The following is a 15,916-nucleotide window of genomic DNA, read 5'->3' as shown; positions in this document are numbered from 1 at the left end:
ATGAATAACAATATGATCGTTCCTATCCATGCGGCTGTGGAAAAGCTGTCCGGTATGGCCGGTATAAAATTGACTGCCAGAGGCAGAAATCCTGCTGCGAGCATCAGGATGATTACTATGGTTACTTTCATTTAATTGTTCTCCCGAAAAGTCGATTTACATTAATTGTCTCATAGTATTGTTTAATATTCCAAGTTTGTTTGGATAACTGTTCCAGAGTCCATGTAACAATGATATGCTTAATAAAATTTCCTCATGAGGAGTGGCTGCATGAAAATTATACTTATCTTCGGTCCACAGGCAGTTGGCAAGATGACTATAGGAGAAAAGGTCGGTGAATCACTTGGTCTGCCTCTATTTCATAATCATGTAACACTGGATGCTATATGGCCGTATATCGGCTGGAATGAGCGCACATTCGAATTATCAGATCAACTGCGGATGGATATTTTTGATCATATTTCTAAAGATGGGGATCACCCGGGTATTGTTTTTACTTTTGTGTGGGGATTTGACTTGAAAGATGATTGGAAATACATAGACAAACTGAAATCGTTATTTTCCGATAAACATCATAAATTATATTTTGTCGAGCTTGAAGCGAGCCTAGAGGAAAGATTGAAAAGGAATGGATCAAGTTACCGTTTGGAAAAGAAACCGTCGAAACGAGATATAGATCTCTCTAAGAAAGAACTTTTACATTCTGTGGAAAATCACCGCTTAAATTCCTTACCAGGAGAAATCGAGGAACAAAATTATTTAAGGCTTGATGTAACTGAAATAGATGCTCAAAAAGCGTCTGAGAAAATAATTGAATGGATAAATTAAACAGTGACATTCCAAGGGAATGCCACTGTTATTCTTTATTTCAATTCAACATTGTAATGTTCGAGAATGTACCGTGGAACGAAGAACCGTGCGGTTTTCTTCGGATCGACGACCTGGTTGATCTGTGTCTGGCCGGCGAGGCTCATGAGCATGGTCATTTCTGACAGTGGTAGATTGGTGTGGGGCTGCAGCAAATCTGTCATCTTATGGACCGACTGGTCGACGGCGAGGTTGAGGTCTTTGTCTGACACCATCATGTAGACGCCGTCTTCGTCTGTGATGACAGGATGATAGGTTCTGAGTGTTTCTGCTTTTTCGAGCTTTACTGTAACATCCGCTTCGACTTCAAGCCCTGATACGCTGATTTCCCCGTCTCCCATGGCTGCATGCACGTCTCCGAGCCCGAAGAGTGCGCCTTCGTGATACACGGGAAGGTAGAGTACTGCACCCTCTGTCACTTTTACCGAATCCATATTCCCGCCATGCGTATCGGGTGTGCCGTTGTTGACGGCGGCGTTGGGCGGTGCGACTCCGATGACGCCGATCATTTTATTGACCGGTAACCGAAGGCCGTCAAAATCCACTGTACCTTTCTCATTATCCACATCGAATTTCCGTACGTTCATGTCCTTGAGCCTGTTTCCCATGACACCCATCCCGGGTCCTGTGACCATGACGCCGGTATTTGCGATATCGATTTTTTCTATCGTGACTTTCAGCACGTCACCGGGCTTTACATCATTGATATAGATGGGCCCGGAAGCGGGATTGATCCCGTCCCAGGAGAATCCTTCGAATGCATTTTCCTCGGAAGTGATCTGACCGGTGAAGCAATCGTGGGAACTGATTTTGACAGTATCCCCAATATCCACTTTCAGTTTCGGTCCATTATCTTTTGACATGGCATAGAAATAGTTGTCTTTACTGAGTTCATGGAACATGTTAACACCCTCCACTAAAATTATTGTCATCTCAATTGTTATGTATAAAACCGGAAAGTGCAATCAAAAGCTCCGGTCATAACAAAAGGCACCGGGAGGTCCCGATGCCTGACGGTCTGGATCAAAGTTCACTTTCATCCACACCCGCTTCTTTTTGTTCCCTGTACTCTTTCTCCTCTTTATCGAGGTATTCCTGCATGCGGTGCTTGTTCGGAGTGATTGTGAGTCCAAGGTACTTCCTCTCTTCGTTCGCATCCTTATAGAATGAAATCATCATCAGTATGATGACGAAACTGAATGGCAGCGCGGCGATGATGGCGGCGGACTGCAGCGCTTCAAGCCCGGTCTCCCCGCCTGACAGGAGCAGGACGTAGGCGATGGATGACAGGGCGATACCCCAGACGATTTTGGTTCTTGCCGACGGGTAGAGCGATCCGTTAGATGTCTGCATTCCGAGGACGAATGTCGCTGAATCCGCGGATGTGATGAAGAATGACGATACGAGAATGATCGCTAAAATAGATAACGGTATACTCAGCGGCATCTCGTCAAAGATCGCAAACAGTTGTGTCTCCGGGCCGAAATTGAATATTTCCGGTGTGCGGCTGGCCACTTCTATGCCGGTGACACCGAATACAGTGAACCAGATGATGCCGATAGTAGTCGGCACAATCAGGAGTGCCATGACGAATTCACGCACGGTACGGCCTCTGGACACCCGGGCGATGAAGATGCCGACGAATGGGCTCCAGCTCAGCCACCAAGCCCAGTAGTAGATGGTCCACGATTGCAGCCAGTCATTCTTCTGCTGGTTCAGAGGTGCTGCATCCAGTGTGTTCGCAACAAATGTATTGAGATAATCCCCTGCTGCTGTCGGCAGCATGTTCAATATGAGCATTGTCGGTCCCAGTATAAGGACACAGAGAAGCAGTATCGATGCCAGCACCATATTTATATTGCTCAGGTATTTGATCCCTTTGCTGAGACCGCTCCATGCGCTGGCAAGGAACAATATCGTGACCACAGTGATGATCAGCCCCTGGGCTGTCAGGCTGATTGGCACACCGAATAAGTAATTCAGTCCCCCATTGATTTGTGTCGTACCGACACCAAGTGATACTGCGACCCCTATAACGGTGGCAAATACCGTAAGTATATCGACGAGTATGCCGATCGGGCCGTCCACTTTGCTACCAAGTATCGGCCGCAGAGTTTTGGAAAGGAGTCCGCTTTCACCCTTTCTGAACTGAGTGTAGGCGAGCGCCAGTGCTACAGCACCGTACATGCCCCATGCATGTGCGCCCCAATGGAAAATGGTGGCCCTGATGGACTCAAGTATGGCTTCCTCAGTCTCGGGATCCGCTGTGGCCGGTGCGATAAAGTGTGAAATGGGTTCGGAGGTACTGTAGAAAACAACCCCGATTCCCATGCCGGCACTGAACAGCATGGTAAGCCAGGAACGCGTGCTGAACTCCGGTTCATGATGCGGCTTTCCGAGCTTCAGTTTCCCTATGGGGCTGAAGACAAGGAAGATACAGAAGAACACCATGGCGGAAGTGATGATCAGATAGTACCATCCGAAATAATTGCTGACCCAATTTGAAATGGAGCCGGCCACGGCTCCGAAGCTGTCCGGATTGACGGCTCCGATGATTACAAGTAACCCGACTATGATTACTGAATATATAAAGACTTTTGAGGATTTATTGCCGGTGGAATTTGAAGAATCCTTCATTAATCTGCTCCTTAATATTTGCAGGATACCTTGTGATATCCATTATTTTTACTTGCCTGTAAAAGAATAACCTATTGAGAATACCAAATTTACACACTGAGTGCAATTTGGATTTTGTAATCAATGGACTCAACACGTAAAAACCGGGCGTTACATCGGTGCTCCATCGAATCGTGTAGACACTGATGACAAAGGCTTTCTATAGTATCGCATACCGTTATTATATTATAAACCTATATTGCCGTGATATATCTTTTTATTTGTGATACATTATATTGTGACAGCTTACTTATCAACTTTAAGAAAAGACATCCATGTCATTGATTACGGCAAAACAGTTTACATAGCAATGCAGGAGGCAGAGATGGATAAAAGTACTTCAATTCTAATTATTTTCGGAGCAGTACTTGCACTGATTTTCCTGATGCCGATTCTCGGTGCAGTATCGCTGATCTTTATCGTTCCGCCGGTGTTCATAGTCGCTGTAAACGCACTGTCGGATAAGCTTTCAGATTTTCTGAGTTCGAATGAGTGACCTCCGGGTCACTTTTTTTCTGCAATATCGTACTATATGGAAAAATCATGGAGGTATATACTCAAGAGCAAAACCTGAGGAGTTGTGGCCAATGAGTATTATTCCATTTTTGACATATTGTTTCATCGTGACCGTCACACCCGGTCCCACCAACATAGATATATTATCGACAGTGAATAACTACGGTACCAGGAGAGCGATGAAATACACATATGGCGCAACACTCGCTTTCGGTCTTCTGTTGCTGATTTCTGCAGTGCTGAATGTCATGCTTGTTTCCGTGATGCCGAAACTGCTGCTGGTCATGCAGATTCTGGGGAGCCTCTATATGCTGTATCTTGTTTATATCATTTTCAAAAGCGGCGGCAGCGATAATATTAAAGAAGATGAAAACAGTTTCCGGTCAGGGTTCCTGCTGCAATTCCTGAATCCTAAAGTCCTCACTTTCGTCATGACGGTCATTCCCACTTTCATATTACCGTATTACGACGAAATTCTGCCCGTCATTTTTTATGTCTCAGTAATTGTGTTGATGGGTTTCATGGCATTCAATATATGGGTGGTTTTTGGCACAGTCTTCAGGAAGTTCCTGCAGAGACACGAGAGGGTTGTGAATGTAGCGATGGCACTGTTTTTATTATATGCAGCAGTCATGGTGTGGCTATAAGCAGATATGGGGTGATAGAGTGGATAATTTCATATACAAGAAAGCGGGGGATATTACCGCTTTGTCGGCCAGATTGGATGAATTCACGTATAAGAAGCATTCCCACCACGAGTATGCAATCGGTGTTACCCTGAAAGGCATTCAGGAATATGACCTTGAAGGCAGCCGGCAGCTTTCCCATCCTGAAGGTGTAATGTTTTTCAATCCCGAACAGATACACGATGGGAAAGCGCATGATGAAACCGGGCTCGAATACGTCATGCTGTATATCGAACCGGAACTTCTGATGGAAGCGTCGGAAATCGGAGAGATGTTCAAGTTCACCAATCCGGTCATATATAATCGGAATATCAGACAGAAGGTGCTCAATTTATCCAATTCCATATTAACCGGCCGGGATGAGGCTGTTATCAATGAATTGTTTCTGAATCTGTCGGACAGCTTTGCAAAAAAAGAAATTCCTTTGGATCATTACGAAGATGATCTGGCGGTCAAAGACGCCAAAGATATACTCCATTCCATTGAGGGGAATACATTCAGGCTGGAAGAAGTGAGCAGTCTGCTCAACCTTTCAAAATTCCAATTCATAAGGAAGTTCAAAGCACAAACAGGCATCACACCCTACCAGTATTTCCTGAACAGTAAAGTGGAACAGGCAAGGAAGTCACTGGAGAGAAATAATGACATCTACCAGACAGTGGCGGAATGCGGATTCTTCGATCTTACACATTTAAACCGACATTTTAAAAGTATATACGGCATTACTGCTTATGATTATGTAATGCATCTGAAATCAAAAAAATAACAGGGCCCCGGCTCCGGGACCCTGTTAATTAATTTCCGGCTGTATGGAAACTGTATCCTATGCGTTACACCATCTTTATATCATGCTGTTAATCGCCGTCCTGACAGTGTTTCTGTCATATCGCCGGGCGTTATCATATAGCCCGTCAGGAAGTCATATCCTGATGTTTTCCCCCAGAAGAGGCACTGCGTTTTTGATGAACTCCCTTGGTTCGGTTTTGCGCGAATGTCTCTTCCATTCTTCGGAGGCCCCGTACAGGGCCCAGCTGAACATGACTGCAACGGTTCTCAGTTCCCCGCCGTTTTCTGCGTTCTGATTGAGCAGCATATCATATACTATGACTTCAATCTGATCCCTTATGATCCTTGCAATGGTATCTTCATATCCCCTGTGGCATCTGCTCGACAGTGACTCCTGGAAATCGGTGACTGCCTGGAAGATGTCCGCAATCGTGTCACTTTCCACAATGTGATCTTCATACGCTTTCCGTCCGAGGTTTACCATGAGGACTTCGGATAATGCCTTTTCAAGCAGATCGTATATATCTTCAAAATGATAATAGAATGTCGCCCTGTTTATCATCGCTTTTTCGGTAATATCCTTGACGGTGATGTTCTTGAATTCCTTTTCCCCCGAAAGTGATATAAAGGAATCCATGATGAGTTTCCTCGTCCGCATTACGCGCGGATCGATCTTTTCTTTTGCCATGCCAATCCCCCTTTCAGTAAATTTTCCTGATTCATATATCTTTGATTTTACAACACATTTGTAAATCTGTCGTATACACGACATTTTATGAAATCTATTGGTATTAATTCTGCGTGTCATAACTTACCATTGAATCAGGAAGAGAAATACTGAGGAGGAAACATGGATGACCGATAACAAAAACATGGTTTGTGATATGGAGACAGGCATATGCGGGCCGGCGGACGGCGCTGCAGAAAGCGGCACGCTTGAAATGATGGATTTCAACAAGCCGCAGAAGAAGGTCGACCTTTATTATGTGACGGATCCGATGTGTTCACACTGCTGGGCGATAGAGCCGGTCTTCAATAAGTTCATTGAACTGTACGGCGGATATGTGAATGTGAACAAGGTTATGGGCGGCCTGCTTGAGAAATGGCACGACGGCCCTATCGACCCGGCAAATGGCATATACAAGCCTGCGGATGTGGCTCCGCACTGGAGGGAAGTCGGTGAACATTCCAGAATGCCGATTGACGGGAGCGTAATGATCGATGATCCTGTACAGTCTTCCTTCCCCGCTTCCAGAGTCTTCAAAGTGATCCAGAAGGAGCATGGGAACGAATTGGCAACCGAATACCTGCGCCGTACGAGAGAGGCAGTATTCGTATTCAATAAAAATATCTCGAGAGATGAAGTGCTGGCCGGGATTGTGGATGGACTCGGACTTCACGGGGATTCGATTGTTGAAAAATCAGCGGATGCACAAAACCTGCTGGATGAAGATTTCAGTCTGGCAGCGAGCCTTGGTGTCAGGGGATTCCCGACAATCGTCCTGGTCAATGAAGATAACCAGGGTGTTAAAATTGTCGGTGCACGTCCGCTGGAAACTTATGTCGAAGGTTTGGAGCGTATGCTTGAGGAGAAAATGGAACCCGGAGCCATTCCTCCCCTTGGCGGTGTTCTCGCACGGGGAAAAGTGATCTTCTCCAAAGAGATCGAGGAACTTTACGGGTTGGAGCAATCCGGAGTGGAGGCATTCATCGAGAGTGAACTGGACGCAGGAAAATATGACCGGAGGGAAGCCCTGGGCGAACTTTATATCACGTTGAAATAAGGAGGAAGCCAGATGTCTGTTATACTTCAGGTGGATTTCAGTATGGAGGGGCCTTTCGGCTCGGAAATGGCATCGCAATTCGAAGAGCTTGCAGAAAGTATCAATGAAGAGCGCGGCTTCCATTGGAAAATCTGGACAGAGGATGCAGAGAACAAAGAGGCAGGCGGCATCTATGCGTTTGATACGAAGGAAAACGCGAAGAAATATCTGGATATGCATGCAAAGAGACTCAAATCTTTCGGTATTGCTGAAGTGAATGCCAAAATATTTGATATCAATGGGCGACTGACAAAAATTACAGATGGCCCGGCAGTTTAGATCGAATAAAACAAGGCGGCTGGAATTCCAGCCGCCTTGTTTTATTTTGTAACACTGTAAGTGAGGTTCCGCATCAATTTTTCCAAGGGGCCTGCCATCTGTCTTTTTTCCATGATGTCAGCGACGACAAGCGTTGCAATCCATATGGCTGACGCCAGTATTACTGAAGTCGCTATATTGAGGTAAGCACCGAGATTGAAGGCGACCGGGGACATGGTTATGATAATCAGACATTCATGCAGGATGAAAAATGTCAGAGAGCGTTTCCCCATTGCAGCAACGGATCCGACGATTTTCCCGCGGTACTGAATCGCCATCCCGATCAGCCCGAATGCACCTGCATAGCCGAAGCCGGCAGCAAGACCGGCCATCATGTGGAGGCCGTATATTAGGCCGGCTGTGAACAGCCCGGGGAACCAGTAGTCATCGATGAGAACAAGGGGTATTGCACCGGCTGCCGATATCACAAGGCCCCACACAGTAAGGCGTTTCAACAGGCCGGTGTGTTTATGCGGTTTGATGAGAAGCTCTTTATCGCCCATCCATATTCCCATGTATACTGATGGAATTATCGGGAAGAAAAGATGTGTGAACAACGGCACGATGGGTATTGAGATGAGCTGTGCCGCCAGGTTTCCGAAGTATGTTTCATCCCCCGTGTATGATATCGGCAGGCCGTAATCGCCAATACCGGTGAGTACACCGCCCCATAGTACCGGCAGGTAGGCAAGGCAGATGATGGTTGATATTATGATGCGTTTCATGATCTTACCATTGGATTTTTTGAGACTGCCGGCCAGTATCAGTCCGGCTATGCCATATGTCATCAGAATGTCCTGGCCGCCGGCTATGCCGGCAAGAATGGCTCCGAACAGCATGAGGTACCAGCACCGTTTTCTGATGATGCGCTTTGCTTCATTTTCGCCTCTTCGCTCTGACTGTTTACGGTAGATCATCACAAGCCCGTACCCGAACAATACAGCGAACAGCGGCCGTGCCCGGTTATCCACGATGATTTCCATGAGAAAATTCACGATTTCCTCCAAGACATTGGCCGGGGCGACTTTCGTGATTACCCCCGGTTCAATCGTATACAGGAATAATGGGACATGGGCCAGAATGATCAAAAACAGCATCGACCCCCTGGCCAGGTCTAAGGAGAGCGCCCTTTTCTTCTGGTTTGTTCCAGTCATATCAAATACTCCCCGCGTAAAAGATTATATTACCGTCTGTCTGCGGTACGTACGTATTGTCTGCCATTTTTATCCTTGACCACTATGCCGATTTCCATCAGATCCTGCCTGAGATCTCCGGCTCTCTTTTCTTCGTCATCCCTTTTGGCCTGGCGTCTGTTGTAAAGGATGTCATTCGCCCTTTCACTCAAATCTTCGTGGTCTGTCGTCCATTCAAAAAATTCTGTTGAACGGGGGTCCTGGTCCATCCATGGATAATGGTATTTTTGAAAGGCATCCTTGAGGCGCCCGGGCGGATAATCAGTCGCTTCCCTCAAAAGTTCAAGTCCGGCATTGTCTGTAATCACCAGCATCTTCCCGTCTTTGAAGATGCTTTCAATATCTGGCCTGTGCATTTCTGACTTCCTGTCATGAATGTCTATCACGATGTGATCTCTTGCTACTTCAATCTTCAGAATCTCTGTGTATATATAGACGGAGAAAAGAGCACCTGCGACAAGCCCGAAGCCTGCGAGCAGCCAGTGTACCCATCCGTTGTCAACTCCTGCGATGAAGTTGACGAATTGGTTGTCGGACAAAAATGGAATCTTTTTGGCCAGCAGCAGCAATGACGGAAGAAAATAGAAAATGACAGCCGCTGCAATCGGAATCGTTATTATAAGTGCCTTTTCGACAGCATTCAGCCCCAGTTTTTCACTGTTCATCCTTACTCTCCCCTTCAGTGCTTAAATACCTCTCGGCCATGGAGAAAAGCACCGCCCCGTATTTGTCACTCTCTGTACTGTTCCCGGAAGCGAGTATCATTTCATCTATGGCACCATTGATGATCCGCGTTACTGTTCTTATATCTGTATCGGGATTGAACTCCCCGTTGTTCATGCCTTCTTCGATAATCGGGATGAGAATCATGTACAGGCCATCAGGCTCATCCTCCTCCATCAGGTAAAAGGCTTTGTTTTCTTCGGTTCTTGCATTGAATATGATTTCTATAAGGGCGATGTTCAGTGACCTGAATTTTCTCTGGTATTTTAGCGACGCATCAATATATTGCCTGATTTTTTCCATGGCGGGTCTATCGTCTGAGACAGCATTTGCGACATATTGCACCTTATGGCTGAAAATATATTCCAGCAGAGCGAATAATAAAGTGTTCTTTGATTTGAAATGATAGGACACAAGACTTGGGTTGATGTTTGCGCGTTCTGCAATATTTTTAAACGTAAGGTTCCTGAATCCGGATTCGGCAAGTTCTTCAATGCATGTTTTTAAAATCTGTTCTCTTCTCTGCTCCTGTATAAATGACATTCCCTCACTCTTTCTTGAATATATATTTAATATTTTAAATGAACATTCAAATAATTGCAAGGCAAAATAAAAAGACGATATGAAGCGGGGCACATCGTCAGTAAAATTGGTCACAGGTCCAGTTCTTTGGCCGCTTTCGCTTCCTGTTCTTTGAAGTCCGCATCACCCATTTCTTTTGGGCTGCCAGTTTCGGAAATATGTTTTATGTTCCGGACCTGGAACTGCCACCCCGTGAAGTCCTGCGGAATGTTTCCGAATTCAAAAGGCAGTCTTTCTTCCAGTGTCAGAATGGTGTTTTGTCCGTCTGGTTCAAGGATCAGGCGGACATACCCGGTATCCCAGGTAAAACCGATGGCGTTCGGTTCGTCGTATTCCTCCACTGTCATTTCTTCATAATTGCCATCACCCAGATCAAAGATGAGCTTGAGGATGTTATCCTCTGTTGAAAAAGCGAGTTGCGGGAACCACTGGCTGATTCCTTCAGTCGTGCCCAGGTAATGGAATATGTCCCGGGGAGCGGCTTCGATCGTTAGTGACAGCGTCTGGTAGGCGGCTTCCTGATCTTTGCTGTATACAGTTTTCATATTATTCCTCCTCAAAAGATTTGATGATGGGAATTAGGGGAAAAGGCTATAAATATATTATTCACAAGTGTTTGAACCAATGCAAAAGATAGCCATTTACAGGAGGGGTATCAGGTGAGGATCGTTACGGGTGGCGAAATGCAAAACGCAGATCAATATACGATGGATCATATCGGGTTGGACGGCAGGATTCTGATGGAGAACGCGGGGCGTGCTGCTGCGCTCAGGCTGATGGAGGATTATGCGGGGCGGAAATTTACTGTCCTGGTTGGCAGTGGAAACAATGGAGGCGATGGTTTCGTGATTTCCCGCACGCTGCTTGAAGCGGGGTTCGAGGTGACAGTATGCATCATTCCCGGTGAAGACAGGTTCAGTGGAGATTCGGAGTACCATAAGACGATATTGGAGAAGTCGGGATTTGGATGGAAGCGGTATGACAGGGAGGACCTGGAAAAGGCTGATATCATCGTGGACGCGATGCTCGGTACCGGATTATACGGTGAAATCAGGGAACCGTACTTAACTGTCATCAGAGATGTCACAGATTCAGGAAAACGGGTCGTTTCCATCGATCTTCCAAGCGGGGTTCCCGCTGCAGAAGAAACGGTTCCGGAATCTGCGCTCAGGGCGGATCATACAATCATACTCCAGCAGCCGAAACTGAGCTTTTATCTCTATCCTGCGCGTGATTATTACGGTGACAGTGAAGTCTTGCAGATCGGAATTCCCAAAAGAGCGATTGATGAGGTGGCACACAGTCACAGATTTGAATGGACTTTGGCGGACACCGGGAAGCATTGGCTGAAACGGTCTGCTTCGTCGCATAAAGGCAGCCACGGCAAAGTGGGACTCATCGCCGGAAATGATATGATGCCTGGTGCTGCGGTCATGTCTGCCGGTGCTGCGGTCAAAAGCGGCGCAGGCCTGACAATGGTCAACACGGTGAAAAGTGCAGTGCCCGTCATTGCTTCACGGCTGCCTGAAGCGACATTCTATGACAGGGATCAATCACTTGAAGGGTTCTATAAAGGGAAAGATGCCGTGGCTGTGGGTCCCGGTATAGGTACAGGTTCTGACAGCAGGGAAATGGTTGTGGATCTGGTCGATAACTTTGATGGACCGCTCCTGATCGATGCAGATGGCCTGAATCAGTTCGGGGACATACTGCCGCTTGTAAGGAACCGGAAGGCCCCTACTGTCATTACACCCCATCCCGGTGAAATGGCGAAGCTGATTGATTCGACACCGGCCAAGGTAAATGGAGCGAGGTTTGAAACTGCAGAAAAATATGCCCGGAATAATGGTATCTACGTTGTCCTGAAGGGGCCATATACAATCGTTGCGACACCGGATGGAAGGACTTTCGTCAACATCACGGGTAATTCAGGACTGGCAAAAGGCGGAACAGGGGATGCACTTACAGGCATCATCCTGTCGTTCCTGGCACATTATGATGATGTCCAGACTGCGGTTTCGAGCGCGGTCTTTATGCATGGTCATACCGCTGATCATCTCCTGGAGCGTGGGATTGCCGCCTCATCCATGACAGCTTCCGGAATCATTGATTACATGGAAACGGCGTTTAACATCCTTGATAATATGCAGGGCCGGTAAAAAAGCATGATGCGAATCCGCATCATGCTTTGGTCATTTAACTATGATTACCGGTATTTTTGCTCTTTTGGCTGCTTTGTGACTGACACTGCCGAGCACCATTTCCTGAAAATTATTCAATCCTCTTGAACCTAAAATCAATGCCTGGTAGTCACCGCTGTTGGCAAAGTTCACTACTGTTTCTTTGGGGACTCCGCGTTCGAACAGGATTTCGTAGGAAACACCTTCATCTGAAAACAATTTTTCCAGCTTGGCCAACCGCTCTTTCCTTTCAGAAGACATCCCTTCGGGGAGACCGCTTGTGTGCATCTCCTGATCGACATCATCTGCAGTGACAACATTCAAAACCGTTACGGTCGTCTGATCATCGATGAAGTTCAAACTCTCTTTTGCCGCCCTGAAGCTGTTGTCAGAACCATCAGTTGCGAACAATAGGGTTTTATACATAAACGACCCTCCTTTATAAATATTAAGCGGGAGTTTTCGTCTTTTCCTGCCGCATCATCATATCTGAAGGTTTATAGTTGCCGGAGGTAAAAAATTCCTTCTCAATATATATCTACCCTGCACGGTGCAGCTCAATCATCCATCTGTCCTACTGTAATATCCGGCGGAGCCAAAAGGTATCCATGTTCCTACTTGACTATCAGCACCGGTATGGTCACGCGTTTGGCTGCCTTGTGACTGACACTGCCGAGCATCATTTCCTGGAAGTTGTTCAAGCCTCTTGTACCGAGTACGAGGGCTTCGAAAGCGCCGTTGTTTGCCACGTTGACGACAGTATCAGACGGTGATCCGTGTTCGAAGACAACTTCATATGTTATTCCGTTCTTTTCGTAAAAGTCGAGGATCCGGGAAAGCTTTTCCTTTCTCCTTGCTGTGACGTTTCCCGACTGGGAACCATGCAGCACCTCGTTTTTTACATCATCGGTGCCCACGACATTGAGTATGGTGACACGTGTATTTGCATCAATGAAATTCATGCTTTCCTTTGCCGCTCTGAAGCTGTTCTCCGAGCCGTCTGCAGCCAACAGAAGTGTTTTGTACATAAAAGTCCCTCCAACTAATTATTGCATGAGGTGCTGCTCGTTTAATCTGCTCAGTTCCTGGACTATTTTTCTGCTGTCAGCGTTCAATTGCTTCACATATACCTTGTTTGACTTTTCCTCAAACTTCTTGACGGCCGTGTCAATCGCCTCCACAGCCGAATCGTCCCAGAGATGCGCATCCGAGAAGTCCAGTTCGATATCTTTGTCATGGACATTGAAATCGAGCTGGTTCATCATCGAATCGATGGATGCAAAGAATATCTGGCCGTGGAAGCGGTAATAGATGGTACTTCCCGCTGTTTCGGTATGGACGTCGACTCTGGAGATTTTTGTGGCGAAGAACAATGCGCTGAATATGACGCCGATGATGACTCCGAGAGCCAGGTTGCTCGTGAACAGGACGATGATGACTGTGAGGATCATGACGAATGCATCAGTCCGCGGGGCTTTCAGCGCATATTTGAACGAACCCCAGTCGAATGTTCCGATGGAAACCATGACCATGATGCCGGCCAGGATCGGCATAGGTATCTGTACGACCCAGTCTCCGAGGACGATGATCAGGAACATCAGGAACGCACCTGCTGTAAATGTGGACAGGCGGGTCGTGGCGCCTGATCTTACATTGATTACAGATTGTCCGATCATCGCACATCCGCCCATGCCTCCGAAGAAACCGTTGATGAAGTTGGCGATCCCCTGCCCGCGGGACTCCCTGTTTTTATTACTGAATGAATCAGTGGCATTATCAACAATCCTTGCAGTGAGCAGGCTTTCTACCAGCCCCACCACTGCCATGGAAAGAGAGAAAGGCAGGATGATCTGCAGTGTTTCCAGAGTAAAGGGCACATCGGGAATGATGAAGCCCGGGAGGGAACGCTCTATCTGCCCCAGGTCACCTACTGTCCGTACATCCGAACCGAGCATAAGATAGGCTGCGGTCAATACGACGAGGGCAATCAATGGCGCCGGAATCTTTTTGAGCAGCCTCGGGAAGAGATAGACGATCAGCAGTGTGATGGCCAGATATACGTATGTATCGAGCGAGATGCCGAAGATGTGTTCAAGCTGGGCCATGAAGATCATGATGGCGAGGGCGTTGACGAATCCGATCATCACCGAGTTCGGTATGAATTTCATCAGGCGTCCGACTTTCAGAACACCCAGTGCAACCTGGATGATTCCCATGAGTATCGTGGCTGCGAGGAGATATTCCACACCATGTTCCCTGACGAGTGGAGTGACCACTAAAGCGACTGCCCCGGTAGCTGCGGATATCATTGCAGGACGGCCTCCAGTGAAGGATATGACGACTGCGATGATGAAAGAGGCGTAAAGTCCCACCATCGGGTCCACGCCCGCGATGATCGAGAAAGCGATCGCTTCGGGAATCAAAGCGAGTGCGACCACGATACCGGCCAGTATATTTGTACCAGGTTGTGAAAACCATTCTTTTTTAATTTTTTCTATCATTTGTACACTCCTGTTTTATAAAATAACTATAGCCATTATAGCAGAAAAGTTTCATAAGTATACCCCATTTTGAGAATATCAGTGGTATAATTTTGGTGATAGGAGTGTTGGCAAATGAGATATGGTTATATAAGACCTTTAGGATTATATGATACTGCCGAACAGCAGAAATTGAAGCTTAATAATACAGATGAGTTATTTGAAGAAAGTCATACACATAATAAAAAGCGGCATGAACTGGAAAGATTGTTGAATGGAACGGTCACGGGTGGCGATACCATCGTCGTTACCGACCTGTGCATACTGGCAGACTCTACAAAACAGCTGCTGGATATTATCAGTCATGCAGAAGCAGAGAATGTAATCGTCCACATCCTCAATATCGATTTAGTCATTGATGGATCGACGGACCTATCATTTCTACGCGTATTGAATCACATCTCTGATTTCCAAAGTGATGTCGTAAAATTCAGGACCAGACAAGGGATGACGGAAGCGGCAGTCAGAGGAAAACAGATGGGCCGCCCCAAGCGCAGTGATGATAATATCAAGCGGGCAGTAGAGATGTACATGACGAAGCGGTACACACTGAACGAGATTAAAGAAGCCACAAACATCAGTCGTGCGACATTATACCGCCATCTGGATAAATAAGACACGCATCCAAATTCGGGCGCGTGTCTTATTTATATAATTCCATATACCGTTATTTTTTACGGAAAGTCTCTAAGTAGCTGACAGTGTTCAGACCGAAAAGTCTGAGGGCGTTCTTGCTTCCTTCAAATCCATGACCGGCTTTCAGGTGTTTGATGATCGCGACACCGAGGACGATGTTCAGCATGATGGTGCCCATTCTGGTGAACGATTTGCCGAGGAACGAGGCCAGGAGGAATAGAGAGCCGATTGTCTCCAGATAGCCGGCGACCTTCATCTGGTTCGAGTCGACATTGAACATCGTTTCGAAGTCTTCCCCCATATGCCCTTTATTCTCGACCTTCTGCATCCCGCCTTCAATCATCGATTTACCGATGTATGCGTTGAACAGATAGTGCAGCATGATAAAGC

The 15,916-nt window shown here is 46.7% G+C and carries 19 protein-coding genes; 8 read left to right on the top strand and 11 right to left on the bottom strand.

Annotated features, from left to right (window positions below; translation table 11 throughout):
* Positions 1 to 270: 270 nt before the first annotated feature.
* On the top strand, positions 271 to 828 hold the full coding sequence (locus WN59_RS12480; protein WP_046514430.1) for a DEAD/DEAH box helicase family protein: 558 nt from the start codon (positions 271 to 273) through the stop codon (positions 826 to 828).
* Positions 829 to 863: 35 nt separating this feature from the next.
* Here the strand turns inward: WN59_RS12480 and WN59_RS12475 are convergent, their stop codons facing one another.
* Positions 864 to 1,769, bottom strand: coding sequence for an acetamidase/formamidase family protein (locus WN59_RS12475; protein WP_046517835.1), 906 nt, complete (start codon positions 1,767 to 1,769; stop codon positions 864 to 866).
* 121 nt (positions 1,770 to 1,890) lie between these two features.
* Positions 1,891 to 3,504: a BCCT family transporter gene (locus tag WN59_RS12470; RefSeq protein ID WP_046517832.1), complete on the bottom strand. Its 1,614-nt coding sequence runs from the start codon at positions 3,502 to 3,504 to the stop codon at positions 1,891 to 1,893.
* Positions 3,505 to 3,868: 364 nt separating this feature from the next.
* Here WN59_RS12470 and WN59_RS13670 point away from each other — a divergent pair, with 364 nt between their 5' ends.
* From WN59_RS13670 to WN59_RS12460, 3 genes are all read left to right on the top strand, one after another.
* On the top strand, positions 3,869 to 4,039 hold the full coding sequence (locus tag WN59_RS13670) for a hypothetical protein (RefSeq protein WP_156172444.1): 171 nt from the start codon (positions 3,869 to 3,871) through the stop codon (positions 4,037 to 4,039).
* Between the two features lie 91 nt (positions 4,040 to 4,130).
* Complete coding sequence (locus WN59_RS12465) at positions 4,131 to 4,706, top strand: LysE family translocator (protein WP_046517830.1); 576 nt, start codon at positions 4,131 to 4,133, stop codon at positions 4,704 to 4,706.
* 19 nt (positions 4,707 to 4,725) lie between these two features.
* Complete coding sequence (locus WN59_RS12460) at positions 4,726 to 5,511, top strand: AraC family transcriptional regulator (RefSeq protein WP_046517827.1); 786 nt, start codon at positions 4,726 to 4,728, stop codon at positions 5,509 to 5,511.
* Positions 5,512 to 5,664: 153 nt separating this feature from the next.
* On the opposite strand, the gene WN59_RS12455 is transcribed toward WN59_RS12460, so the two are convergent.
* On the bottom strand, positions 5,665 to 6,219 hold the full coding sequence (locus WN59_RS12455; protein WP_046517825.1) for a TetR/AcrR family transcriptional regulator: 555 nt from the start codon (positions 6,217 to 6,219) through the stop codon (positions 5,665 to 5,667).
* A 166-nt stretch (positions 6,220 to 6,385) separates the two neighbouring features.
* Between WN59_RS12455 and WN59_RS12450 the strand changes: the two genes are divergently transcribed.
* A complete protein-coding gene (locus WN59_RS12450; RefSeq protein WP_046517822.1) occupies positions 6,386 to 7,315 on the top strand; it encodes a DsbA family oxidoreductase in 930 nt (309 codons plus the stop codon).
* A gap of 12 nt (positions 7,316 to 7,327) precedes the next feature.
* The gene (locus WN59_RS12445; protein WP_046517820.1) at positions 7,328 to 7,633 is read left to right on the top strand and encodes a monooxygenase; all 306 of its coding nucleotides are present in this window, start codon (positions 7,328 to 7,330) and stop codon (positions 7,631 to 7,633) included.
* Positions 7,634 to 7,674: 41 nt separating this feature from the next.
* Here WN59_RS12445 and WN59_RS12440 read toward each other — a convergent pair whose 3' ends face one another.
* From WN59_RS12440 to WN59_RS12425, 4 genes are all read right to left on the bottom strand, one after another.
* Entirely contained in the window at positions 7,675 to 8,826 is a 1,152-nt protein-coding gene (locus WN59_RS12440; protein ID WP_046517817.1) for a DUF418 domain-containing protein, read from the bottom strand.
* Between the two features lie 29 nt (positions 8,827 to 8,855).
* On the bottom strand, positions 8,856 to 9,530 hold the full coding sequence (locus WN59_RS12435) for a YqeB family protein (RefSeq protein WP_046517815.1): 675 nt from the start codon (positions 9,528 to 9,530) through the stop codon (positions 8,856 to 8,858).
* Positions 9,520 to 10,131, bottom strand: coding sequence for a TetR/AcrR family transcriptional regulator (locus WN59_RS12430; RefSeq protein ID WP_046517813.1), 612 nt, complete (start codon positions 10,129 to 10,131; stop codon positions 9,520 to 9,522). The genes WN59_RS12435 and WN59_RS12430 overlap by 11 nt, the downstream gene beginning before the upstream one ends.
* A 110-nt stretch (positions 10,132 to 10,241) precedes the next feature.
* Positions 10,242 to 10,715 (bottom strand): SRPBCC family protein, encoded by a 474-nt coding sequence (locus WN59_RS12425; protein ID WP_046517811.1) that lies wholly within the window; start codon positions 10,713 to 10,715, stop codon positions 10,242 to 10,244.
* Between the two features lie 114 nt (positions 10,716 to 10,829).
* Here WN59_RS12425 and WN59_RS12420 point away from each other — a divergent pair, with 114 nt between their 5' ends.
* On the top strand, positions 10,830 to 12,329 hold the full coding sequence (locus tag WN59_RS12420; RefSeq protein ID WP_046517809.1) for a bifunctional ADP-dependent NAD(P)H-hydrate dehydratase/NAD(P)H-hydrate epimerase: 1,500 nt from the start codon (positions 10,830 to 10,832) through the stop codon (positions 12,327 to 12,329).
* A 33-nt stretch (positions 12,330 to 12,362) separates the two neighbouring features.
* Here WN59_RS12420 and WN59_RS12415 read toward each other — a convergent pair whose 3' ends face one another.
* From WN59_RS12415 to WN59_RS12405, 3 genes are all read right to left on the bottom strand, one after another.
* On the bottom strand, positions 12,363 to 12,776 hold the full coding sequence (locus WN59_RS12415) for a universal stress protein (protein ID WP_046517807.1): 414 nt from the start codon (positions 12,774 to 12,776) through the stop codon (positions 12,363 to 12,365).
* Between the two features lie 188 nt (positions 12,777 to 12,964).
* Positions 12,965 to 13,378, bottom strand: a complete 414-nt coding sequence (locus tag WN59_RS12410; RefSeq protein ID WP_046517805.1) for a universal stress protein — start codon at positions 13,376 to 13,378, stop codon at positions 12,965 to 12,967.
* 18 nt (positions 13,379 to 13,396) lie between these two features.
* A complete protein-coding gene (locus WN59_RS12405; protein ID WP_046517803.1) occupies positions 13,397 to 14,851 on the bottom strand; it encodes a SulP family inorganic anion transporter in 1,455 nt (484 codons plus the stop codon).
* 114 nt (positions 14,852 to 14,965) lie between these two features.
* Between WN59_RS12405 and WN59_RS12400 the strand changes: the two genes are divergently transcribed.
* Positions 14,966 to 15,505, top strand: coding sequence for a recombinase family protein (locus tag WN59_RS12400; RefSeq protein WP_046517801.1), 540 nt, complete (start codon positions 14,966 to 14,968; stop codon positions 15,503 to 15,505).
* 52 nt (positions 15,506 to 15,557) lie between these two features.
* Here WN59_RS12400 and WN59_RS12395 read toward each other — a convergent pair whose 3' ends face one another.
* Positions 15,558 to 15,908: a hypothetical protein gene (locus WN59_RS12395; RefSeq protein WP_052747439.1), complete on the bottom strand. Its 351-nt coding sequence runs from the start codon at positions 15,906 to 15,908 to the stop codon at positions 15,558 to 15,560.
* Between the last annotated feature and the right edge of the window lie 8 nt (positions 15,909 to 15,916).

The organism is Salinicoccus sediminis (assembly GCF_000986795.1).
Classification (GTDB): Bacteria; Bacillota; Bacilli; order Staphylococcales; family Salinicoccaceae; genus Salinicoccus; species Salinicoccus sediminis.
The sequence above is the reverse complement of the archived record's forward strand: the minus strand, read 5'-3'. Positions and strand labels throughout refer to the sequence as shown.

What these genes read in the sequence shown, in the direction of transcription:
- WN59_RS12480 (WP_046514430.1), top strand. Translation starts at nt 271, where the DNA reads ATGAAAATTATACTTATCTTCGGTCCACAGGCAGTTGGCAAGATGACT.
- WN59_RS12475 (WP_046517835.1), bottom strand. Translation starts at nt 1,769, where the DNA reads ATGTTCCATGAACTCAGTAAAGACAACTATTTCTATGCCATGTCAAAA.
- WN59_RS12470 (WP_046517832.1), bottom strand. Translation starts at nt 3,504, where the DNA reads ATGAAGGATTCTTCAAATTCCACCGGCAATAAATCCTCAAAAGTCTTT.
- WN59_RS13670 (WP_156172444.1), top strand. Translation starts at nt 3,869, where the DNA reads ATGGATAAAAGTACTTCAATTCTAATTATTTTCGGAGCAGTACTTGCA.
- WN59_RS12465 (WP_046517830.1), top strand. Translation starts at nt 4,131, where the DNA reads ATGAGTATTATTCCATTTTTGACATATTGTTTCATCGTGACCGTCACA.
- WN59_RS12455 (WP_046517825.1), bottom strand. Translation starts at nt 6,219, where the DNA reads ATGGCAAAAGAAAAGATCGATCCGCGCGTAATGCGGACGAGGAAACTC.
- WN59_RS12450 (WP_046517822.1), top strand. Translation starts at nt 6,386, where the DNA reads ATGACCGATAACAAAAACATGGTTTGTGATATGGAGACAGGCATATGC.
- WN59_RS12445 (WP_046517820.1), top strand. Translation starts at nt 7,328, where the DNA reads ATGTCTGTTATACTTCAGGTGGATTTCAGTATGGAGGGGCCTTTCGGC.
- WN59_RS12440 (WP_046517817.1), bottom strand. Translation starts at nt 8,826, where the DNA reads ATGACTGGAACAAACCAGAAGAAAAGGGCGCTCTCCTTAGACCTGGCC.
- WN59_RS12435 (WP_046517815.1), bottom strand. Translation starts at nt 9,530, where the DNA reads ATGAACAGTGAAAAACTGGGGCTGAATGCTGTCGAAAAGGCACTTATA.
- WN59_RS12430 (WP_046517813.1), bottom strand. Translation starts at nt 10,131, where the DNA reads ATGTCATTTATACAGGAGCAGAGAAGAGAACAGATTTTAAAAACATGC.
- WN59_RS12425 (WP_046517811.1), bottom strand. Translation starts at nt 10,715, where the DNA reads ATGAAAACTGTATACAGCAAAGATCAGGAAGCCGCCTACCAGACGCTG.
- WN59_RS12415 (WP_046517807.1), bottom strand. Translation starts at nt 12,776, where the DNA reads ATGTATAAAACCCTATTGTTCGCAACTGATGGTTCTGACAACAGCTTC.
- WN59_RS12410 (WP_046517805.1), bottom strand. Translation starts at nt 13,378, where the DNA reads ATGTACAAAACACTTCTGTTGGCTGCAGACGGCTCGGAGAACAGCTTC.
- WN59_RS12405 (WP_046517803.1), bottom strand. Translation starts at nt 14,851, where the DNA reads ATGATAGAAAAAATTAAAAAAGAATGGTTTTCACAACCTGGTACAAAT.
- WN59_RS12400 (WP_046517801.1), top strand. Translation starts at nt 14,966, where the DNA reads ATGAGATATGGTTATATAAGACCTTTAGGATTATATGATACTGCCGAA.
- WN59_RS12395 (WP_052747439.1), bottom strand. Translation starts at nt 15,908, where the DNA reads ATGCTGCACTATCTGTTCAACGCATACATCGGTAAATCGATGATTGAA.